11 protein-coding genes are annotated in these 16,342 nt (G+C 66.9%); 7 read left to right on the forward strand and 4 right to left on the reverse strand.

What is annotated here, in order from left to right; all coding sequences use genetic code 11:
• Window positions 1-238 (reverse strand): transposase (locus tag ACWEFJ_RS35065; RefSeq protein ID WP_449716373.1); only part of this gene is annotated, 238 nt, incomplete at its 3' end.
• A gap of 81 nt (window positions 239-319) precedes the next feature.
• On the opposite strand from ACWEFJ_RS35065, the gene ACWEFJ_RS35070 reads away from it, so the two are divergent.
• Window positions 320-862, forward strand: a complete 543-nt coding sequence (locus tag ACWEFJ_RS35070; RefSeq protein ID WP_449716374.1) for a hypothetical protein — start codon at window positions 320-322, stop codon at window positions 860-862.
• A 389-nt stretch (window positions 863-1,251) separates the two neighbouring features.
• Window positions 1,252-1,395 carry a hypothetical protein gene (locus tag ACWEFJ_RS35075; protein ID WP_449716375.1) on the forward strand — a complete coding sequence of 48 codons (144 nt, stop codon included), beginning with the start codon at window positions 1,252-1,254 and terminating at the stop codon, window positions 1,393-1,395.
• Window positions 1,396-1,723: 328 nt separating this feature from the next.
• Here the strand turns inward: ACWEFJ_RS35075 and ACWEFJ_RS35080 are convergent, their stop codons facing one another.
• On the reverse strand, window positions 1,724-1,876 hold the full coding sequence (locus ACWEFJ_RS35080) for a hypothetical protein (protein ID WP_316038276.1): 153 nt from the start codon (window positions 1,874-1,876) through the stop codon (window positions 1,724-1,726).
• A 384-nt stretch (window positions 1,877-2,260) separates the two neighbouring features.
• Window positions 2,261-3,097 (reverse strand): abortive infection family protein, encoded by an 837-nt coding sequence (locus tag ACWEFJ_RS35085; RefSeq protein ID WP_449716406.1) that lies wholly within the window; start codon window positions 3,095-3,097, stop codon window positions 2,261-2,263.
• A gap of 291 nt (window positions 3,098-3,388) precedes the next feature.
• On the opposite strand from ACWEFJ_RS35085, the gene ACWEFJ_RS35090 reads away from it, so the two are divergent.
• The 3 genes from ACWEFJ_RS35090 (at window position 3,389) to ACWEFJ_RS35100 (ending at window position 5,099) form a co-directional block, all read left to right on the forward strand.
• On the forward strand, window positions 3,389-3,919 hold the full coding sequence (locus tag ACWEFJ_RS35090; RefSeq protein ID WP_449716376.1) for a hypothetical protein: 531 nt from the start codon (window positions 3,389-3,391) through the stop codon (window positions 3,917-3,919).
• A gap of 535 nt (window positions 3,920-4,454) precedes the next feature.
• Window positions 4,455-4,790 carry a DUF6247 family protein gene (locus ACWEFJ_RS35095; protein WP_449716377.1) on the forward strand — a complete coding sequence of 112 codons (336 nt, stop codon included), beginning with the start codon at window positions 4,455-4,457 and terminating at the stop codon, window positions 4,788-4,790.
• Between the two features lie 33 nt (window positions 4,791-4,823).
• Complete coding sequence (locus tag ACWEFJ_RS35100; protein ID WP_449716378.1) at window positions 4,824-5,099, forward strand: hypothetical protein; 276 nt, start codon at window positions 4,824-4,826, stop codon at window positions 5,097-5,099.
• Between the two features lie 532 nt (window positions 5,100-5,631).
• On the opposite strand, the gene ACWEFJ_RS35105 is transcribed toward ACWEFJ_RS35100, so the two are convergent.
• A complete protein-coding gene (locus ACWEFJ_RS35105; protein ID WP_449716379.1) occupies window positions 5,632-6,456 on the reverse strand; it encodes an integrase core domain-containing protein in 825 nt (274 codons plus the stop codon).
• Between the two features lie 466 nt (window positions 6,457-6,922).
• On the opposite strand from ACWEFJ_RS35105, the gene ACWEFJ_RS35110 reads away from it, so the two are divergent.
• Both ACWEFJ_RS35110 and ACWEFJ_RS35115 read left to right on the forward strand, forming a co-directional pair.
• Entirely contained in the window at window positions 6,923-15,703 is an 8,781-nt protein-coding gene (locus tag ACWEFJ_RS35110) for an HNH/ENDO VII family nuclease (protein WP_449716380.1), read from the forward strand.
• Window positions 15,703-16,200, forward strand: a complete 498-nt coding sequence (locus tag ACWEFJ_RS35115; protein ID WP_449716381.1) for an SMI1/KNR4 family protein — start codon at window positions 15,703-15,705, stop codon at window positions 16,198-16,200. Before ACWEFJ_RS35110 ends, ACWEFJ_RS35115 begins: the two co-directional genes overlap by 1 nt.
• Window positions 16,201-16,342 lie beyond the last annotated feature (142 nt).

Consider the following 16,342-nt stretch of genomic DNA (forward strand, 5'->3'; position numbering starts at 1 on the left):
CCCACTTGGCGTAGTAGTCGTAGACCGTCTTGTACGGCGGGAAGTCGTGCGGCAGATACGCCCATGCGATCCCGGTCCGGCACACGTACAGGATCACGTTGACGATCTCCCGTAAGTCGTGCACCCGCGCCGCGGCTCCTGGCCCACGCCTGGCCTCCCGCCAGGCCTTCAGCACCGGTTCGATCAACGCCCACCGGGCATCGGACAGATCACTGGGGTACGCACGCCGAGAGCTCACGGTTGATCAACCCTAGAGCCGCCGGCAAACCGGACAAACCGCCCGATAACAAGATCAGATGCCCTTTTAGTCCGAGCAGCGGTGGCAGTTGGCGACTTGGAGCGGGCCACGACCATCGCCCGTCGGATCGACGGGCCAGACCACCGAGCCGAGGCGTTGTCTGTGGTGGCGGAAGCTGCGGCCATCGAACGCGACAACGTGCGGCTGAAGTTGATCACTGAAGAACTCGACATCATCCTCGCCATGTGGACGACGCAGGCATGGCCTAACCCGCTTCGCGAGGTCAACTCAGTGTTCAAGGCACTGGCAGATGAGCAGGATCCTGGACCGGCCGCCGAGGCCGTGAACTATCCGGACCAGCGCATCCGAGTTGCCGTGTTGCTCGCCCAGATCGGCTTCGAAGACGTCGCCACCCACCTGGTAGACACCATCCCTGCGGACTACGAACGAGGCCACGGCTGGCGGGAACTAGCTTTGCGAACGCCTTTGGGTGCGACCGGCAGGCCGGTCGTGGAGTTACTTCGCCTCCTCCACTGGACCGACGCCGTGACCGTCGTCGGCAAATTCGACCCGCAGGCACTCCGAGTCGTCGCGCAAGAGCTGTCAGAGTGGGATTCCGCATAAGGAAGTGACGAGGGCTGAAATCATTGCGTGAATCTATTCTGATTTTATTTTTTCATCTGCCTTCGCTGCGGTTGTCGGTCGAAGGTAAGCGGGATCGGACCGGCGGATGGTCGCTCGTTCGGGTGAACGATGTAACCCGGCCTACGTTCTCGGCGACTGGACGGGCAAGACACCGTCGAACACCACCTGCAAGCGGTCCTGGACCGCTACGCGGCCCACTACAACCACGCCCACCCCACCAGACGCCACAGCTCGCACCACCACGACCGGACCAGCCGATCACGCAGCCGGGCTACACCTCGATACGTCGCCGACCAGTCCTCGGCGGCCTCATCAACGAGTACGAACCCACAGCCGCCTAACCGCAGGTCAGGCCATGTGGCTGACTTTTGGAACCCCACAGGTTCGCGCACTCCGCCGTCCAGCGGTCGTGCCTGCAGTACGCCCGCCGCCTGGAGGACGTCCTGGCGCTGCGCACGCCCGCACAACAGGACACCGCTGGAGCGGTCGCCCGACTCCTGCGGCTGGATTGATGATCTTGACCCGATCGTGCACCCTCAGTCACGTAACCATGCCGTCTCCGTAGTTTTGCGGAGACGGTTCGGAAGCCCGCGAAATGCCCTAGTCGGAGACTATCGCGATAGTATTTGCGCTGGTAGAAGCCTGTTTGCGCAGGTGACGGGCCCTGTCGGAGTGGTGCAAAACACCCCACAAGAATGGGGGTACGCCTTTGACGCGCCGACCCAAGCCGGGAAGACTAGCCGGTGCAAGGACGGCTAGTAGTTGCCGGACATGCGACAGGGCCGCACCGGAGGCTCCACCCTCCAGCACGGCCCTGCCCGATGGATCACGTGCGGTCAGCTACTCACCGAGGTACCGCCACACGATGATCCGGTACGCGACGCGGAGGAGCGCCAGGACGACCCTCATGTAGGGGTTCCGGCGCTTCTCCAGCGTCCAGCTCCCACAGGTCGGGCACCGTGCACTACTCAGGTCGCGGGCGTTGTCGCCCATGTCCCTCACCTCCGGACGACCGGCAGATGATGAACACCCGGACTGTCCGGGTGACCCCTGCCGGTACGCGCTCCGGCAGGACCCACGGGGGAGACAACACCGCCATCATTCCCTGATCGGGTGCTCCGGTCGAACTTCACCGCACGTGTTGATGGTCACGGCCGTTTCCCTTCGGTCAAACCATCCGACGCGCGGTAACTTGTCGCCAACCTCCATGCCTTCGGCCGTTCTACGCTGCCGCGCCTTACGCTGGGCTATCCGCTTAAGTCGTTGACCAGGGCAAACACGACACCTATCCTTATCCCGCGTGCACTCCTGATCAGGCCGGATCGTCTCCGCCGGGTTCGTCGTCGACGAGCGACCGCGGGCGGCAGGGTCGCTGGCCTACCGCCGAGCCGCCTCCTGGATGTCGCGCAGGGTGTCCAGCATGAACAAGCACCACGCCAGGGCGGTGCGCACCACCAGGCGGCCGTGGCGCAGCTCGACGCCGTTGACTGCTGTCTCGGTCGCGTGCCCATCGCCGATCTTGTTCCGCAGCACGGTCACGGAGCTCGCCATCTGCTTGAGCAGGCGGTCGACCTCAGCCTCGGCGCTGTCGCCGTGAGGGTTGGGGTTCAGACCGAGCGCTTCCACGGCCGCGTTGGCGAGCTTGACCATGCTCTTCTTGTAGTTCTCCTCGATCGGCTTCCCGCACGCCACCAGCACCGCCTTCGCGGTGGCTTCGATCATGTTCTTCGACTTGCCGATCGCCGCGCTCGGATCGGTGCGCAACAGTTGGCGCACGCGCCCCAGCTCAACGACGATCGCGGACGGGTCCTCAAGCACGTCTTCTGCAAGCTCGCGCAGCTCATCGACTTCGTCCGGCAGGTGCCCCTGCTCGGCCTCCTTCAGGCGCTCCTGCAGGGCGGTGCGCACCGGTTCGATCATCTGGGCGACGTGCTCTCGTCGGCGCTTGTAGCCGGAGTACTGGGCCTTGGCGAAGGCCACCCACTGATCGAGCGACGGCCAGGGGAACGGCGTCCGCACCTCGACCCGCTCCAGCAGCGAGTTGAGCTTCCGACGGACATGCCGGTAGGAGTCCGCGCTGGCTCCTTCGCCGGTCGCCGCGGCAGCCAAGACCCCCAGCATGACGTCGAGCTGATCAAGCCCTTCTTCCAACTCCTCGACGTCGGGAGGACCCTCGCCCTTGATGCTCACGATCTCGTCGTCGTCTTCCCACATCACCGCGCTATTGTCCGCGTTCGCGCCGCCGCGGTCGCGTGGTTTGATCCGCCGATACCTCGGGCCTGGTCAGCCTTGGGGTAGCAAGGAGGTGGAACATCGCTGCGGCTCATGGCGATGCTCCGGTTGATGACCGCCTCACCGCTCCCGCAGCCACTACCTGTGCCGTTCCCGGCCCCGGCGCCGCCAGCCCTGCGTCCGGTGAGTCACCCTGAGCTGTCAACCCTGCTGTCGCACTTCTGCGGCCGCGGGCGCCCACTCGGGTTCGACGTGCCTGAGTGGATCAGGGCGATGACCGCACAGCAGCGGCTCGACAACATCCTCTGGCAGACCTCCTTGTCCGCTTTCGTCACGTTCTCCGGCGGGGCTCCGGCCGTCTGTCTGACCGAGGCCGGACCTCAGGGCCTGAACTACCTGCTCGGATCCCGCGGCTACCAGCCGTGGGCCTTGGTGTTCGACCGCCAGGCCGTCTACAACGCCGGCGGCGGGCCAGTCTGGTACGCCCGCACCGAGCAGTACAACGCCCTCGACTCCGCACAGCGGCACTGGGCGGTCCACTACGCGCCCGGCTCGGACTGGGTCGAGGAGCGCGAGTGGCGGGTGCCGCGCCCGGTCGTCCCGGGTGGTGCGACACCCACCGTGTCGCTCGACGAGCTCGGCCTCGTCGCGGTCATCGTCGGTGATCCGAACTGGATCGCAGTCCGCTACCTCGACCACACCCCGCAGCCCTACGCGCCCCCGGCGCTGTTCCGGGTGCCGCGCTGGTGGCGGAACCCCGCGAACGACAGCTTCATGGAGCTACCGCCGCTGGGCTCGTTGTGAGGGCCTGGCAGATTCGTCCCATGCCCGACGAAACCGATCATGAAGTGACCATCACGTCGTACAACCCGAGGTCCCGCGGGGAGACCGGTGTGGTGCCCGTGTGGGGTTCCAGAAGTCGGCCACATCATCTGACCTGCGCTTCAGGCTGCTGTGGGTTCGTACTCGTTGATCAGGCCGCCGAGGACTGGTCGGCGACGTTGTGCTTGCCGAAAATACTCGTTCGTGCCGGTCAGGCGGTTATCTCGCAGCTCGGCACGCAGCGCGGGGTTCTGGTGTCTTGCCGCCGCGCCCGACGGCGATCGGCGTCACGGGCCTTCGCCGAGGTGCGAGGTCCTGAAGATAGGGCCGCTGCACACCGTGGTCCGGGGCATCGGCACCGCGTCCAGCATGTACGCCTGAGAGGGCTTCGGCGGGCGGCACGCGGTCGTGGTGTGTTCGATGCCTGGTAGCGGTGGTTGGGTCTAGTATCCGGTGTGTGAGTTCTCCGGCTGCCCGTTCGTCTGAGCCAGACCGGCCTGCCGGTCGGGTGGTGGACGTGGACGGTCTGGATTCGGTGCCCGAGTGGGTGGGTGACGGCAGGGCTGCCGTGTTGTTCGGCTCGCCGGAGCTGATCCGTGCCGCGTTGCTGCCGGAGCACGTCGGTGAGTTCGATGCCGCTTTCGATGCCGCCTTGACCGCGGCTCGGCGGACTCTGCGTTTGGACCAGTTGCGGTCGACGCTGCAGGTGTGGCGGCGGGTCGCGCTGCTCACCCGTGAGGACACGGACGCGGCCCGTCGGCTGGTGGACACCACCGTCGAGGTCCGTCGTGCGGGTGCTTCCCGACCGGGCAGTGTGTCGTGGGATGAGTTGCGGGCGGAGTTGGGTCTGTAGTCGCCGGTGGTCCGGCGGCGGTCGACGACGATCATGGCGTACATCCTCGACATCGATCCTGACGCGCAGGAGCAGATCCGTGCGCTTCCGCCTGAGGCGCTTGTCGCGCTGGGTGAGGCGTTCGGAGTTCTGACCCTGGTGCCCGAGCGGGGTAGCCCGCTCAACCCGGACAATCCCGATGGCGGGCTGTTCCACCTCACGTTCGGCCAGGGGTGTGGGTTGATCACCTACCTGCTGTTGACCTCTCAGGACCGGGTGGACGTGCTGCTGGTGACCTGGGTGTTGTTCGACCGCGACTACGGTTCCTGATCCGGTTGGTAGTTCGGCACTTCGAGAAACCCGTGGGAGCGGGCGGTGGGAGCGAAATGGGAGCTGTCGGACGATTTCAACGGCGTCGAACCGCATTCAACGGCTCGCAATGGCGGCGTTTTTCCTGCACTAATTCTAATTCTGCTGGTAGAGGCGTTATGTCGGCTTCATTCACACCGAAGGGGTCACTGGTTCGATCCCAGTATCGCCCACAGTGGGTTTTGCCCGGTCAACGGCTCGTAGACGATCTTCGTCTGCGGGCCGTTGATCGTTCGTGGGAGCAATATGGGAGCAACTGATCTTGACCACAGTTGCTGCTCCGAAGAGGTCACAGGGTTTTGCTCCCGCACTGCTCCCACCGGGCTTGGAGTCCGGCGAGCACCGCGTCGATCATTGGCCGAGTGACGTGCGAGTAGACGTCCATGACGCCGCGGAACTTGTGGCCGATCCTCTTGTGCTGCAGGACTTCGGGAACACCGTCCTTGATGAGCCTGTGGGGTGCCAATAGTTGGCCACGTGGTTTGACCTGCGGTTAGGCGACTGCGTGTTCGTACTCGTTGATGAGGCCGCCGAGGACTGGTCGGCGGTGTATCGACGTGCAGTTCGGCTCTACTGTTGGCCTGTCTGGTCGTGGTGGTGCGAGCTGGAGTGCTCGGTGTGGTCGGCGGTGGTTGTAGTGGGATGCGTAGCGGTCCAGCACCGTCCGCAGGTGGCGTTCGTTGATGATGAGCAGTCGGTCGGTGACTTCGCGTCGGGCGGTCCCGATAACCGCTCGGCGCAGGCGTTGGCTCGCGGGCACCGTGGTGGAATCTTCCCGACTTGAATGCCGGTGGCGGAGAAGACCGCGTCGAACGAGGTGGTGAACTGACGTGCCCGGTCGCGGTCGAGGAACCGGAAGCTGTCGGCTCGGTCGTCGAGGTCCATGAGCAGGTCGCGGGCTTGTTGGGTTGTCCAGGGTCCGTCGGGGTTGGTGGTGGTGCCGAGGATGTGGACGTAGCGGGTGGCGACGTCCATCACGAAGAAGGCGTACACGCGTTTGAGGGTGATGGCGCAGTCGACGTGGAAGAAGTCGCAGGCCAACATGCTCGTGGCCCGGGCGCGGAGGAACCGTCGCCAGGAGGTGTCGGTGTCGCGCTGGGGTGCGGGCGGTATTCGCAGGCGCTTGAGCACGCGGCGAACCGTTGATGCGGCTACCCGGTGGCCGAGCTTGAACAGTTCGCCCAGGATCCGGCGGTAGCACCAGCCGGTGTTCTCCCGCGCCATGCGCTCGATCGACGCCATGAGGGTGTCGTCGACCGGTCGTCGGCCGGTGCGGTTCGGGTAGGTCCACTTCCGCGCGATCAGGCGCCGGTGCCATCGCAGGGTGGTTCCCGGTGTCACCAACCGGTGCTCGCGCAGCGAGCGGGGGGGAGTCGGCGAACCAGCGCGGCGAGGACCGCGCGATCGGCCCAGTCGCACCGCGGGCAGGGGTTGGTCCGGCGCGCACGGTGACTTCGTGCCGCGGTACCGGCAGCTCGACGTCCTTGGCCGGAGGACCGGGTGTGCAGGACCAGCCAGTTACCGACTCGGACGAAGATCAGGTAAGCAGTCGCAACGCCACACCTCATGACCATGTCGCGGAGGTCGGGCATGCGCGATCGTCGCAGCTCGGCATGCCAGTGCAGAGTTCCCGCTGCCTACAGGTCGATCACAACCCGTTCGGAGCATCGCCAACGGCCTCCTTGATCAGTGAGGATTCGTCGGTTGCCGGGTCCGGCGGCACCGCGGTCGTACTGGGGGGCTCCGTGAGGTCTGTTCGTCGTGCCAGAAACACGGCTGTTGCCGTGGTCGTCTCCGTCGTGGCGTCGATCGTGGGACCGGTCGGGGGGACCGGTGTGGCGTCGGCGGGGTCGGTCGGTGAGATTCCGCAGCAGGAGTGGGGCACCGCGGCCGGTCGGGGGCACGAGGTGGCGCGGGAGAGACCCGGGCAGGGCGGTGTCGGGGGTGATCCGCACGATCCGTCGTCGGTACCGGGTGCGCTGCCGGCGGAGGTGGCGTACCCGGATCCGGTGCTGGGCGACGTGGTGCCCGAGGTGGCGGAGGACGTGCGGGTCGGGGATGGGACCACGCCGGTGGTGGGCGGTGAGGAGGGGTCGCGGCGTGAGTTGGTGAATCGGCGGACGGCGGAGGCGCAGGTGTTCCGCAACGCCGACGGCACGGAGACGCGTCGGGTGTTCCAGGGGCGCAGGTTCTTCTCCCGCAACGGGTTGTGGTTCCCGATCGACTCGGCGCTGGTGGCGGACGGGGGGACGTGGCGCACGAAGTCCGAGTCGGTGCACAAGCGTTTCGCCGAGGTGGCGGACGCCGATGTCGTGGCGTCGTTGGAGTTGGAGCCCGGTGTGTCGTTCGGGTACGGCGTCGCCGGTGTGGTGGGTGCGGCCGGGCGGGTCGATGGCACGGCGATCACGTATGAGGACGTGCGTGCGGGTGTCGACCTGGAGTTGGAGGCCAACTCGGGCGGGATCAAGGAGACGTTGGTCCTGGAGTCGGTCGATGCGCCGACCGAGTGGAGCTTCCCGTTGCGGCTCGACGGGTTGACCGCGTCGTTGGACGCGGGATCGGTGGTGTTGAAGGACGCCTCGGACGTGGTGCGCGCGGTGATCCCGCCGGGGTTCATGGAGGACTCGGCGGTCGATCCGCGGTCGGGTGAAGGCGCGCGTTCGTGGGGCGTGGCTTACCGCTTGGACGGGGACGTGCTGCACGTGAGCCTCGATCGCGCGTGGTTGGCAAATCCGGCGCGGGTGTTCCCGGTGAAGGCCGATCCGAGCGTGGTGGCGCAGACGTCGACCGGCACGACGTTCGTCCAGGACCCGTACACCGCGGACTACTCCGGTGATCCCAACCTGAGCGTGGGCACGTTCGACGGCGGCACGAACAAGGCGAACGCGTTCCTCAAGTTCGACTCGGTCGGTTGGGCGTTGGCCGGGCAGTACATCCTCGGGGTCAACCTGTGGCTGTACAACACCTGGTCGTACTCGTGCGACCCGAGAACGGTCTGGGTGCACGAGGTCACCCAGGGGTGGAGCGTGTCGGGGGCCAAGTCGTGGCCGGGCCCGTCGTTCGGTCCGGCGCTCGGCAACGCCACCTTCGCGAGTGGCCACGAGGGGTGCAGCCCGGGCGGCGCGTGGCAGAAGGTCGGTCTCGGTGACAACGGGCGCAACGTGGTGCACGGCTGGACCCACGGCGCGCCCAACAACGGGTTGACGGTGCGGGCTTCGGAGTCCGACAGCCGAGGGTGGAAGAAGTTCGCGGGTCGCAACAGCGCGAACCCGCCGTACCTGGAGATCACTTACACCCCGTACTGGGCCACGTACCACGTCGGGGCGATGACCACCCCGGTCGCGTTCGACCAGGACGGCAAGATGCAGGTGACCGTGACCAACCACGGCCGCGACACCTGGACCCCCGGCAGCAACTACAAGCTGAACTACCGCCTCTACAACAGTGCGGGCACCGAGTTGCCCAGCGTGATGACGTCCATGCCGCACGACGTGAGGCCGGGGGAGTCGGCCGCGGTGCTCGCGACGATCGGCAGGCTGGGGCCGGGCAGCTACCGGCTGCGGTTCGACATGGACCTGTACGGCACCACCAGGTTCAGCTCGGTGGACGTGCCGATGTCCCAGGAGGTGGCGTTCACCATCTCCAACACCGTGCCGGCGCTGACGTCGATGTCGCCGCCGAGCAACTACGTCACCGAGGTCCTCACCCCCACCCTGGCGCTCACCGCTCGTGATCCGGACAACCACCCGGGGATCGGCCTGAGCTACCGGTACCGGCTCTGCGACGCGGGCGGCGACGGCCTGCAGAACTGCACCCTCTCGGATTGGATGGTGTCGACCTGGACGGTGCCCGAGGGCAAGTTGTCATGGGGCAAGTCCTACGTCTGGTACGGCGTGGTGACGGACGGGGCCAACACCAGCCCGTGGAGCCATGGCTCGTACCTGACCGCGCAGGCTTCCCAGCCCGCGATCACCAGCCACCTGGGCACGGCGTCCGACTCGCCCGGCGGTGCGGTGGAACCCGGCGTGGGCAACTACACCACCACGGCCACCGACGCGGTCGTCGCCGCGGTGGGGCCGCCGCTCTCGGTGGTGCGCAGCTACAACAGCCTCGACCCGCGCAGGAAGTCGGTGTTCGGTGCTGGGTGGTCGACCCGTTGGGACACCGCGATTACAACGGACGGTGACGGTTCGGGCAACGTCGTCGTCACCTACCCGGAGGGTTACCAGGTCCGGTTCGGGAAGCGGCCGGACGGCACCTACGCACCGCCCGCCGGTCGGTTCGCCACGCTGGTGACCGTCGCGGGCGGCGGCTGGAAGCTGACGACCAAGGGGCACGTCAACTACGCGTTCGGCGCGGACGGCAAGCTGACGTCGATCAGCGACGACTCGGGGCGCAACCAGACGCTGACCCACGTCGCCGGACGCCTGAGCACGGCGACCGACACGGTTTCGGGCCGCAGCCTGAGCTTCACCTGGACCGGGGACCACGTCACGCGAGTGACCACCGGACCCGACCCGGCGCTGTCGTGGGACTACACCTACGACGACGACCGCCTGACCAAGGTCTGCGACCCCACCGGCGGATGCACCGTCTACGACTACGCCGACGCGCTGCACTACCGCAGCACCGTGCTCGACGCCAACCCCTCCGGGTACTGGCGGTTCCACGACTCCGCCGGCACCACGGCCGCCAACCGCGCCCCACTCGGCGGGCAGTCCCACGGCACCTACAGCAACGTCACGCTCGGCGCGCCGAGCGCCATGCCCGGCTCCGGCATCACCTCGGCGCGGTTCAACGGCACGACGTCGTTCGTGAAGCTGCCGAACAACACCATCGGCACCAGGTCGTCGTTGACCGTCGAGCTGTGGTTCAAGACCGGCTCCACCACCGGTGGCGTCCTGCTGGGCACGAGCGCCACGGCACAACCCACCGGCCCGGCGACGGGTGGCGGCGTCCCCATCCTGTACGTCGGCACGGACGGCAAGCTGTACGGGCACTTCTGGAACAACAACGTCGCGGGCATCGTCACGTCGGCGCAGGTCAACGACGGCAACTGGCACCACGTCGTGCTGTCCGGCGCCGTCGACCGACAGACCCTCTACCTCGACGGCACGGCCGTCGGCACGCAGACCGGTGTGATCGCGCACGCCGACCCGCTCGCCTTCGTCGGCGCGGGCCCGGTCAACAGCGGTGCATGGCCGGCCCGACCCGTCGATGACTGGGGTCGCTTCACCGGCGACATCTCCGACGTCGCGGTTTACCACCGGCCGTTGAGCGCGTCAACGGTTTCCGAGCACTGGGCCGCGCGCACCTTGACCAAGGTGTTGTCGAAGGCCACCCTGCCGGGCGGTCGGGTTGTCGCCCAGGTGGTCTACGACCGGGCAGGCGACCGGGTCGCCACTCACACCGACCACAACGGCGGCACCTGGACGCTGGAGTGGCTTTCGCTGACGTCGTCCACGTCGGCCAGCACGGTGATGTCGAACCCCGACGGCCAGGCGATCACGTACTACCTCAACCCGAGCCGCAACGGTCGGCTCGCCGGTACCAAGAACTCGTCCAACCACACGGTGGCGTACTCCTACGACGTCGGCGGGTTCGTGAGCACGGTCACGAACGAGGACGGCGACGACATCCGCTACGCCAACGACGCACGCGGCAACGTGCTGCAGGAGTCGCTCTGCCGCAACGGTCTCAGCTGTAACGCGTCACAGCGTTCGCTCACCCACTACGCCTACTACCTCAACACCGCCGATCCCCTGGACCCGCGGAACGACCGCGTGGTCGAGCGCCGCGATGGCCGGTCGACGAGCGCCACCGACAACCGGTATCTGACCACGTACACCTACAACGCCGCGGGCGTTCTGTCCGGCACGACGCGTCCGGGTTCGACCGAGACCGATCGCCGGTCGACCGCTCGTGCCTTCACCTCCGGCGCGGAAGCGGCGGTGGGCGGCGGCACGATGCCCGCCGGACTGCTGCTCACCGAGACCGACGCGATGGGCGGCATCACCCGGCACGCGTACGACGCCAAGGGGAACCTGCGCGAGACCGTCGATCCCGCCGGACTGAGGACGACAGCGCAGTACGACGGGCTCGGCCGAGTGACGTCGAGGACGACCATCTCGTCCACCACGCCGAACGGCTCCACGACCACGTTCACGTACGACGGCCTGTCCCGACCGGTGACCACGGTCGAGCCCGAAGTGGCGAACGTCGTCACCGGCGCAGCGCACCAGCGGCGCACGACGATCACGTACAACGCCGACGGCACCATCGCGTCGAGCAAGATCGACGACGCGTCGCTCAACGACCCCGGACGAACCACCAGCTACACCTACGACGCCTTCGGGCGGGTGGCGACGCTCACCGATCCCACCGGTGCGGTGACGACCACCGAGTACGACGGTTTCGGCCAGCCCACACGGCGAGTGGACGCGGCAGGCAACGAGTTCACCTTCACCTACACCACCCTGCGCCACCAGCTCGCCACGACAACCGTCAAGGGCTTCACCGGTGACGGCGGGGCACCGCGCGACATCGTGCTGGAGTCCAGGGCCTACACCCCGGCCGGTTTCCTCGGGCAGCGTGTCGACGCCATGGGCGGTGTGCACTCGTTCCTGTACAACCCGGACGGCTCGTTGTCGGGCGAGAAGCTCATGAACCTCAACGACCCGGAGGAGTTCACCGACTGGATCCAGCTCGACGACTACCAGTACGACGACGCCGGCAACGTCATCTCCCACGGCGCACGGAACCAGCGGTTCTACACCACGTCGAAGTACGACTTCGCCGGCCGCCTGGCGGAGACGACCGCGACCTACGACAGGTGCTCGTGCACCCACTCCAGCAAGGGGCAGGTGACGCGGTACACGTACGACGCCAACGACAACGTGACCGCTGTGACGGTCGCGAACAGTCGTGACGGCGCACTGGCCGAACGGGTCGAGTACACCCGTGACGCCGTTGGACGGGAACTGACCCGTGCGGTGCACACGGGAACGGGCATCCTCGTCACCACCACGACACGGGACGAGCGCGGGCTACCGCTGACCGTCACCGATCCGCGCGGCACCGGGTACACGACGACGTTCAGCCACGACGCGCTCGGCCGACTGGTCACCACCACCGGGCCGCAGGTCCAAGCGGAGAGCGGCGGGCAGCCGGCGGTCGCGGCGTCCGCGGTCCGCAAGACGGGCTACAACACGTTCGGCGAAGTCGTCGACGAACTAGACCCGCTGGGACGACAGGTCAGGACCGGCTACGACGGCATGGGCCGACCGACGAGCACCACCCTGCCCGACTACACACCACCGGGCGCGACCCAACCGATCACCGCGACCGCGACCACCGGTTACGACGGTCTCGGCCGGGTCACCAGCACGACGGACCCGTTGGGGGCGAGGACCGACTTCGAGTACGACCAGCTGGGCAACCGGGTGCGGAAGATCGACCCGCTGCTCCCCGGACAGGCACAACGGGGCGTGTGGACCGCCACCTACGACCCGTTGGGCGACCAGCTGTCCACGACCGACCCGAACGGCGCGCAGGTCTTCGCCACGTACAACCATCTCGGCAACCAGCTCACGTCGACGGTCGTGGAACGCGTTCCCTCTCCGACGCGGAATCTCACCACCCGGTTCCGCTACGACGACGGCGACCGCGTCAAGGTCGTCACCACCCCAGACGGTCAGGTGACGCAGTACGGGTACGACCTGCCGGGCAACGTCGTGCGGAAGATCGACGCGCTCGGCAACACGACGTTGATCAGCTATGACGCGGCCGGCAGGCAGACGGCGCACAAGGACCCCTCGGGCCGCACCTCCACCGTCGCCTACGACCTGGCCGGCAGGCCCGTCACGGCATCCGACCTCGACTCCGCCGGCGCCGTCCTGCGCAGCCGGGCCTTCGGCCACGACGCCGCCGGCAACCGGACCAGCGCCACCGACAGCCTGGGCAAGACGACGACCTGGGTCTACGACGCGCTCAACCAGGTCCGGTCGATCACCCGCCCCGGCGGCATCACGACCAGCTACGGCTACGACGTGGCGGGCAACGTCACGCGTGCCACGGACGGCAACGGCAACTCCACGACGTTCACCGTCAACGCGTGGAACCTCCCGGAGTCGACCGTCGAGCCGGCGACCGCGCAGACCCCGAACGCCGTCGACCGCACGTTCACCCAGTCCTACGACGCGGCCGGTCGGGTATCGGTGTTGACCAAGCCGGGCGGTGTGAGCGTCACCAGCACCTACGACCCGTTGGGCAACCTGGTGAAGCAAGCCGGGGCCGGCGCGTCGGTGGCGACACCGGACCGCGTGTTCGGCTTCGACCCGGTCGGCCGGATGACCTCCGCGAGCGCACCCGGTGGAGCCAACACCTACGCCTACGACGACCGGGGCAACCTCGTCAACGCCACCGGACCCTCGGGCGCGTCGACCTTCGCCTACGACGACCGGAACCGGCTGTCCACGGTCTCCACCTCGGCCGGCACGACCAGCTACGGCTACGACGTCGCCGGGCGGTTGGCGTCGGCGCAGGACCCGATCACCGGCAGCACCGCCACCTACACCCGCGACACGACCGGCCGCACCACCGCGATCGGTTACGGCACCGGCTCCTCCACCCGCACCTTCACCTACGACCCGCTGGGCCGTCCCGCGACCGACACGGTCACCGCACCCGGCGGCGCGATCACCACGTCGACCGCCTACACCTTCGACACCGAAGACCGACTGACCGGCAAGACCACCACCGGCCTGGCCGGTGCCGGCGTCAACACCTACGGCTACGACGACGCCGGCCGCCTCACCAGCTGGAACAACGGCACCACCACGACCGACTACGGCTGGGACGGCGCCGGCAACCTCACCCGCGACGGCCCCGTCACCGCGACCTACGACCAACGCAACCACCTGCTCACCCGCGGGGGCCTCACCAACACCTACACCGCCCGCGGCACCCTGGCCTCGCGCACCACCGACAGCACCACCACGAACCTGGCGTTCAACGCCTACGACGAACTCGTCACCGAGGGCACCACCACCAACACCTACGACGCCCTCGGCCGCCTCACCGGCACACTCGCCTACCAAGGCACCGGCCAGACGATCATCTCCGCCGGGACCGACCTCTACACCCACACCCCCGACGGCAGCCCGCTGGGCGTCAAGCAGGGAACCACCACCGCGACCGCCGTCACCGACCTGCACACCGACCTCGTCGCCGCCATCAACCCCGCCACCGGCGAACTCACCGGATCACGCACCTACAGCCCGTTCGGCACCGTCCAAGCATCCACCGGCACCCAACCCGGCCTCGGCTACCAACACCAGTGGACCGACCCGACCACGGGCAACGTCAACATGGGCGCCCGCTGGTACCAACCGGGCACCGGCACCTTCGCCAGCCGCGACACCGCCGCACTCGACCCCACCGACCTGACCACCGCCAACCGCCACGCCTACACCGCGAGCAACCCGCTGACCTCGATCGACCCCACCGGTCACAGCCCTGCCTGCGCGGGTGGTCTGCTCGCGGGTCCGGGCGCGCCGTTCGCGGTCGGAGCCTGCCTGATCGGCGCAGCGCTGATCGGCGCGGCGCTGCTGCACTACGCCCACAACCCGCCGTCGGTGTCCCTGCCGGACATCTCATGGAGCAACACCCACGCCGGCACGGGCACCACGGTCAGCCCGGACTATCACAGGTGGGGGCCAGGTCGTCGCCCCGACGGCGACAAGCCGCGCCGCCCCGGCCCTCGGGCGCCCGAGTGGTCCAACGGCAATGCCAACTCGCAGAACCCACCGCCACCGGGCCGCTCCAACTACGGCCACTGGAACGCCGACAACGAAAAGGACCCGAACCCTCGCGACAACGGATCCTCCGCGGAGCAGGCCGCGCAAGCGCTCCAGGTACTGCGCAACGCACTCACCGAGGCGGAAAGGCCCGAGCTGAGGGAGACCATCGCGGCCGGAATCCAGGCGTTGATCGACGCTGCGAACTTCCTACCCGCTATCGACCTGGGCGTCTTCGGTGGACGTACCGACGGGGACTTGCCTTTCCAACCCGAGCATGCCTCGACAGGTTCAGGCCTAGGTCAAGTGCTGCCGCAGCAGGGCCGTGAAAAGTTCGCATGTCAAGTGGGTGGCTACCTGGGCGCCGATGTTTTCGGTGATGTCAGTCGTGGTGGTCAAACGTGGCTTTGGGAGTGCGAGAAAGGGCCGGCCTGGAAGCGCGTGGACTTCCGCGGGCAACGGGTATACCAGCGCAATGCCCTCATAAATCCATACTACGCGTCACCTGAAGATGACTACGGGCGGACCAACCTCAAGCGCATGCAGCAAGGTCTTGCCCCCATGGGGCCGGACGACAGGCCGTTGAACCTTCACCACATGCTTCAGACTCAGGATGGGCCCATCGTCGAGATCACGCACTCCATGCACTTCGGCTACTATAATGTGTTGCACTGGAAGGCGGGTACGGCGATTCCAAGCGGTATCGACAGGTCTGCCTTTGATAAGTGGAAGCGTGAATATTGGAAGCACCGGGCGAAAGGATTCTGATGGAACCTCTGGATGCGGCTGATCAATTGATCGAACTCGTGCTCGGGAACGAGGGCATGGCAAATCATGGCGGAGGATGCGACGAGAAGACTCTTGAAGCTGTCGAAGCTCAACTGGGATTGTCGCTCCCTCCTTCCTATCGGCGTCTCGTAACGAAGTTCGGAACCTGGGACATTGCGGGTGAAGAGTTCCTTGGGGTTCGTAGGGCGGTCGGCAAAGATGACGTTATCCATGGGGCTGGTGCCGCGACGTTGGATGCACGTCGCATGTATGGTCTTCCAGTGTGCTTGGTCGTCGTCATGTATGACGGTATGGGCGGGCTGGTTGTCTTGGACAGTTCAAGTCCATCTCGGAACGGTGAATATCCGGTGCGTGTGTGGAATCCTGCCGTGACTGACTTGGGTGATATGGAAACGCTGGCAGAAGATTTCGGCAACTTCGCCTTCGATATATGCAAGCGTGCAGTCGACTCATTGGACGCATCCGACTGGCGGTAGAAGATTATCTATGCAGTATTGGCGATGGTGCCAGCGATTCATTCGCGAGGTGTGCCGCTCAAAAAGTCATCACTACTGTCAAGTGGCAAGTCTGTACCCGTTGATGAGGCTGGGGTCTGTCCAGTTGTCGGTGTAAGTCGGG

The sequence above is a fragment of the Actinosynnema sp. NPDC004786 genome, from assembly GCF_053601135.1.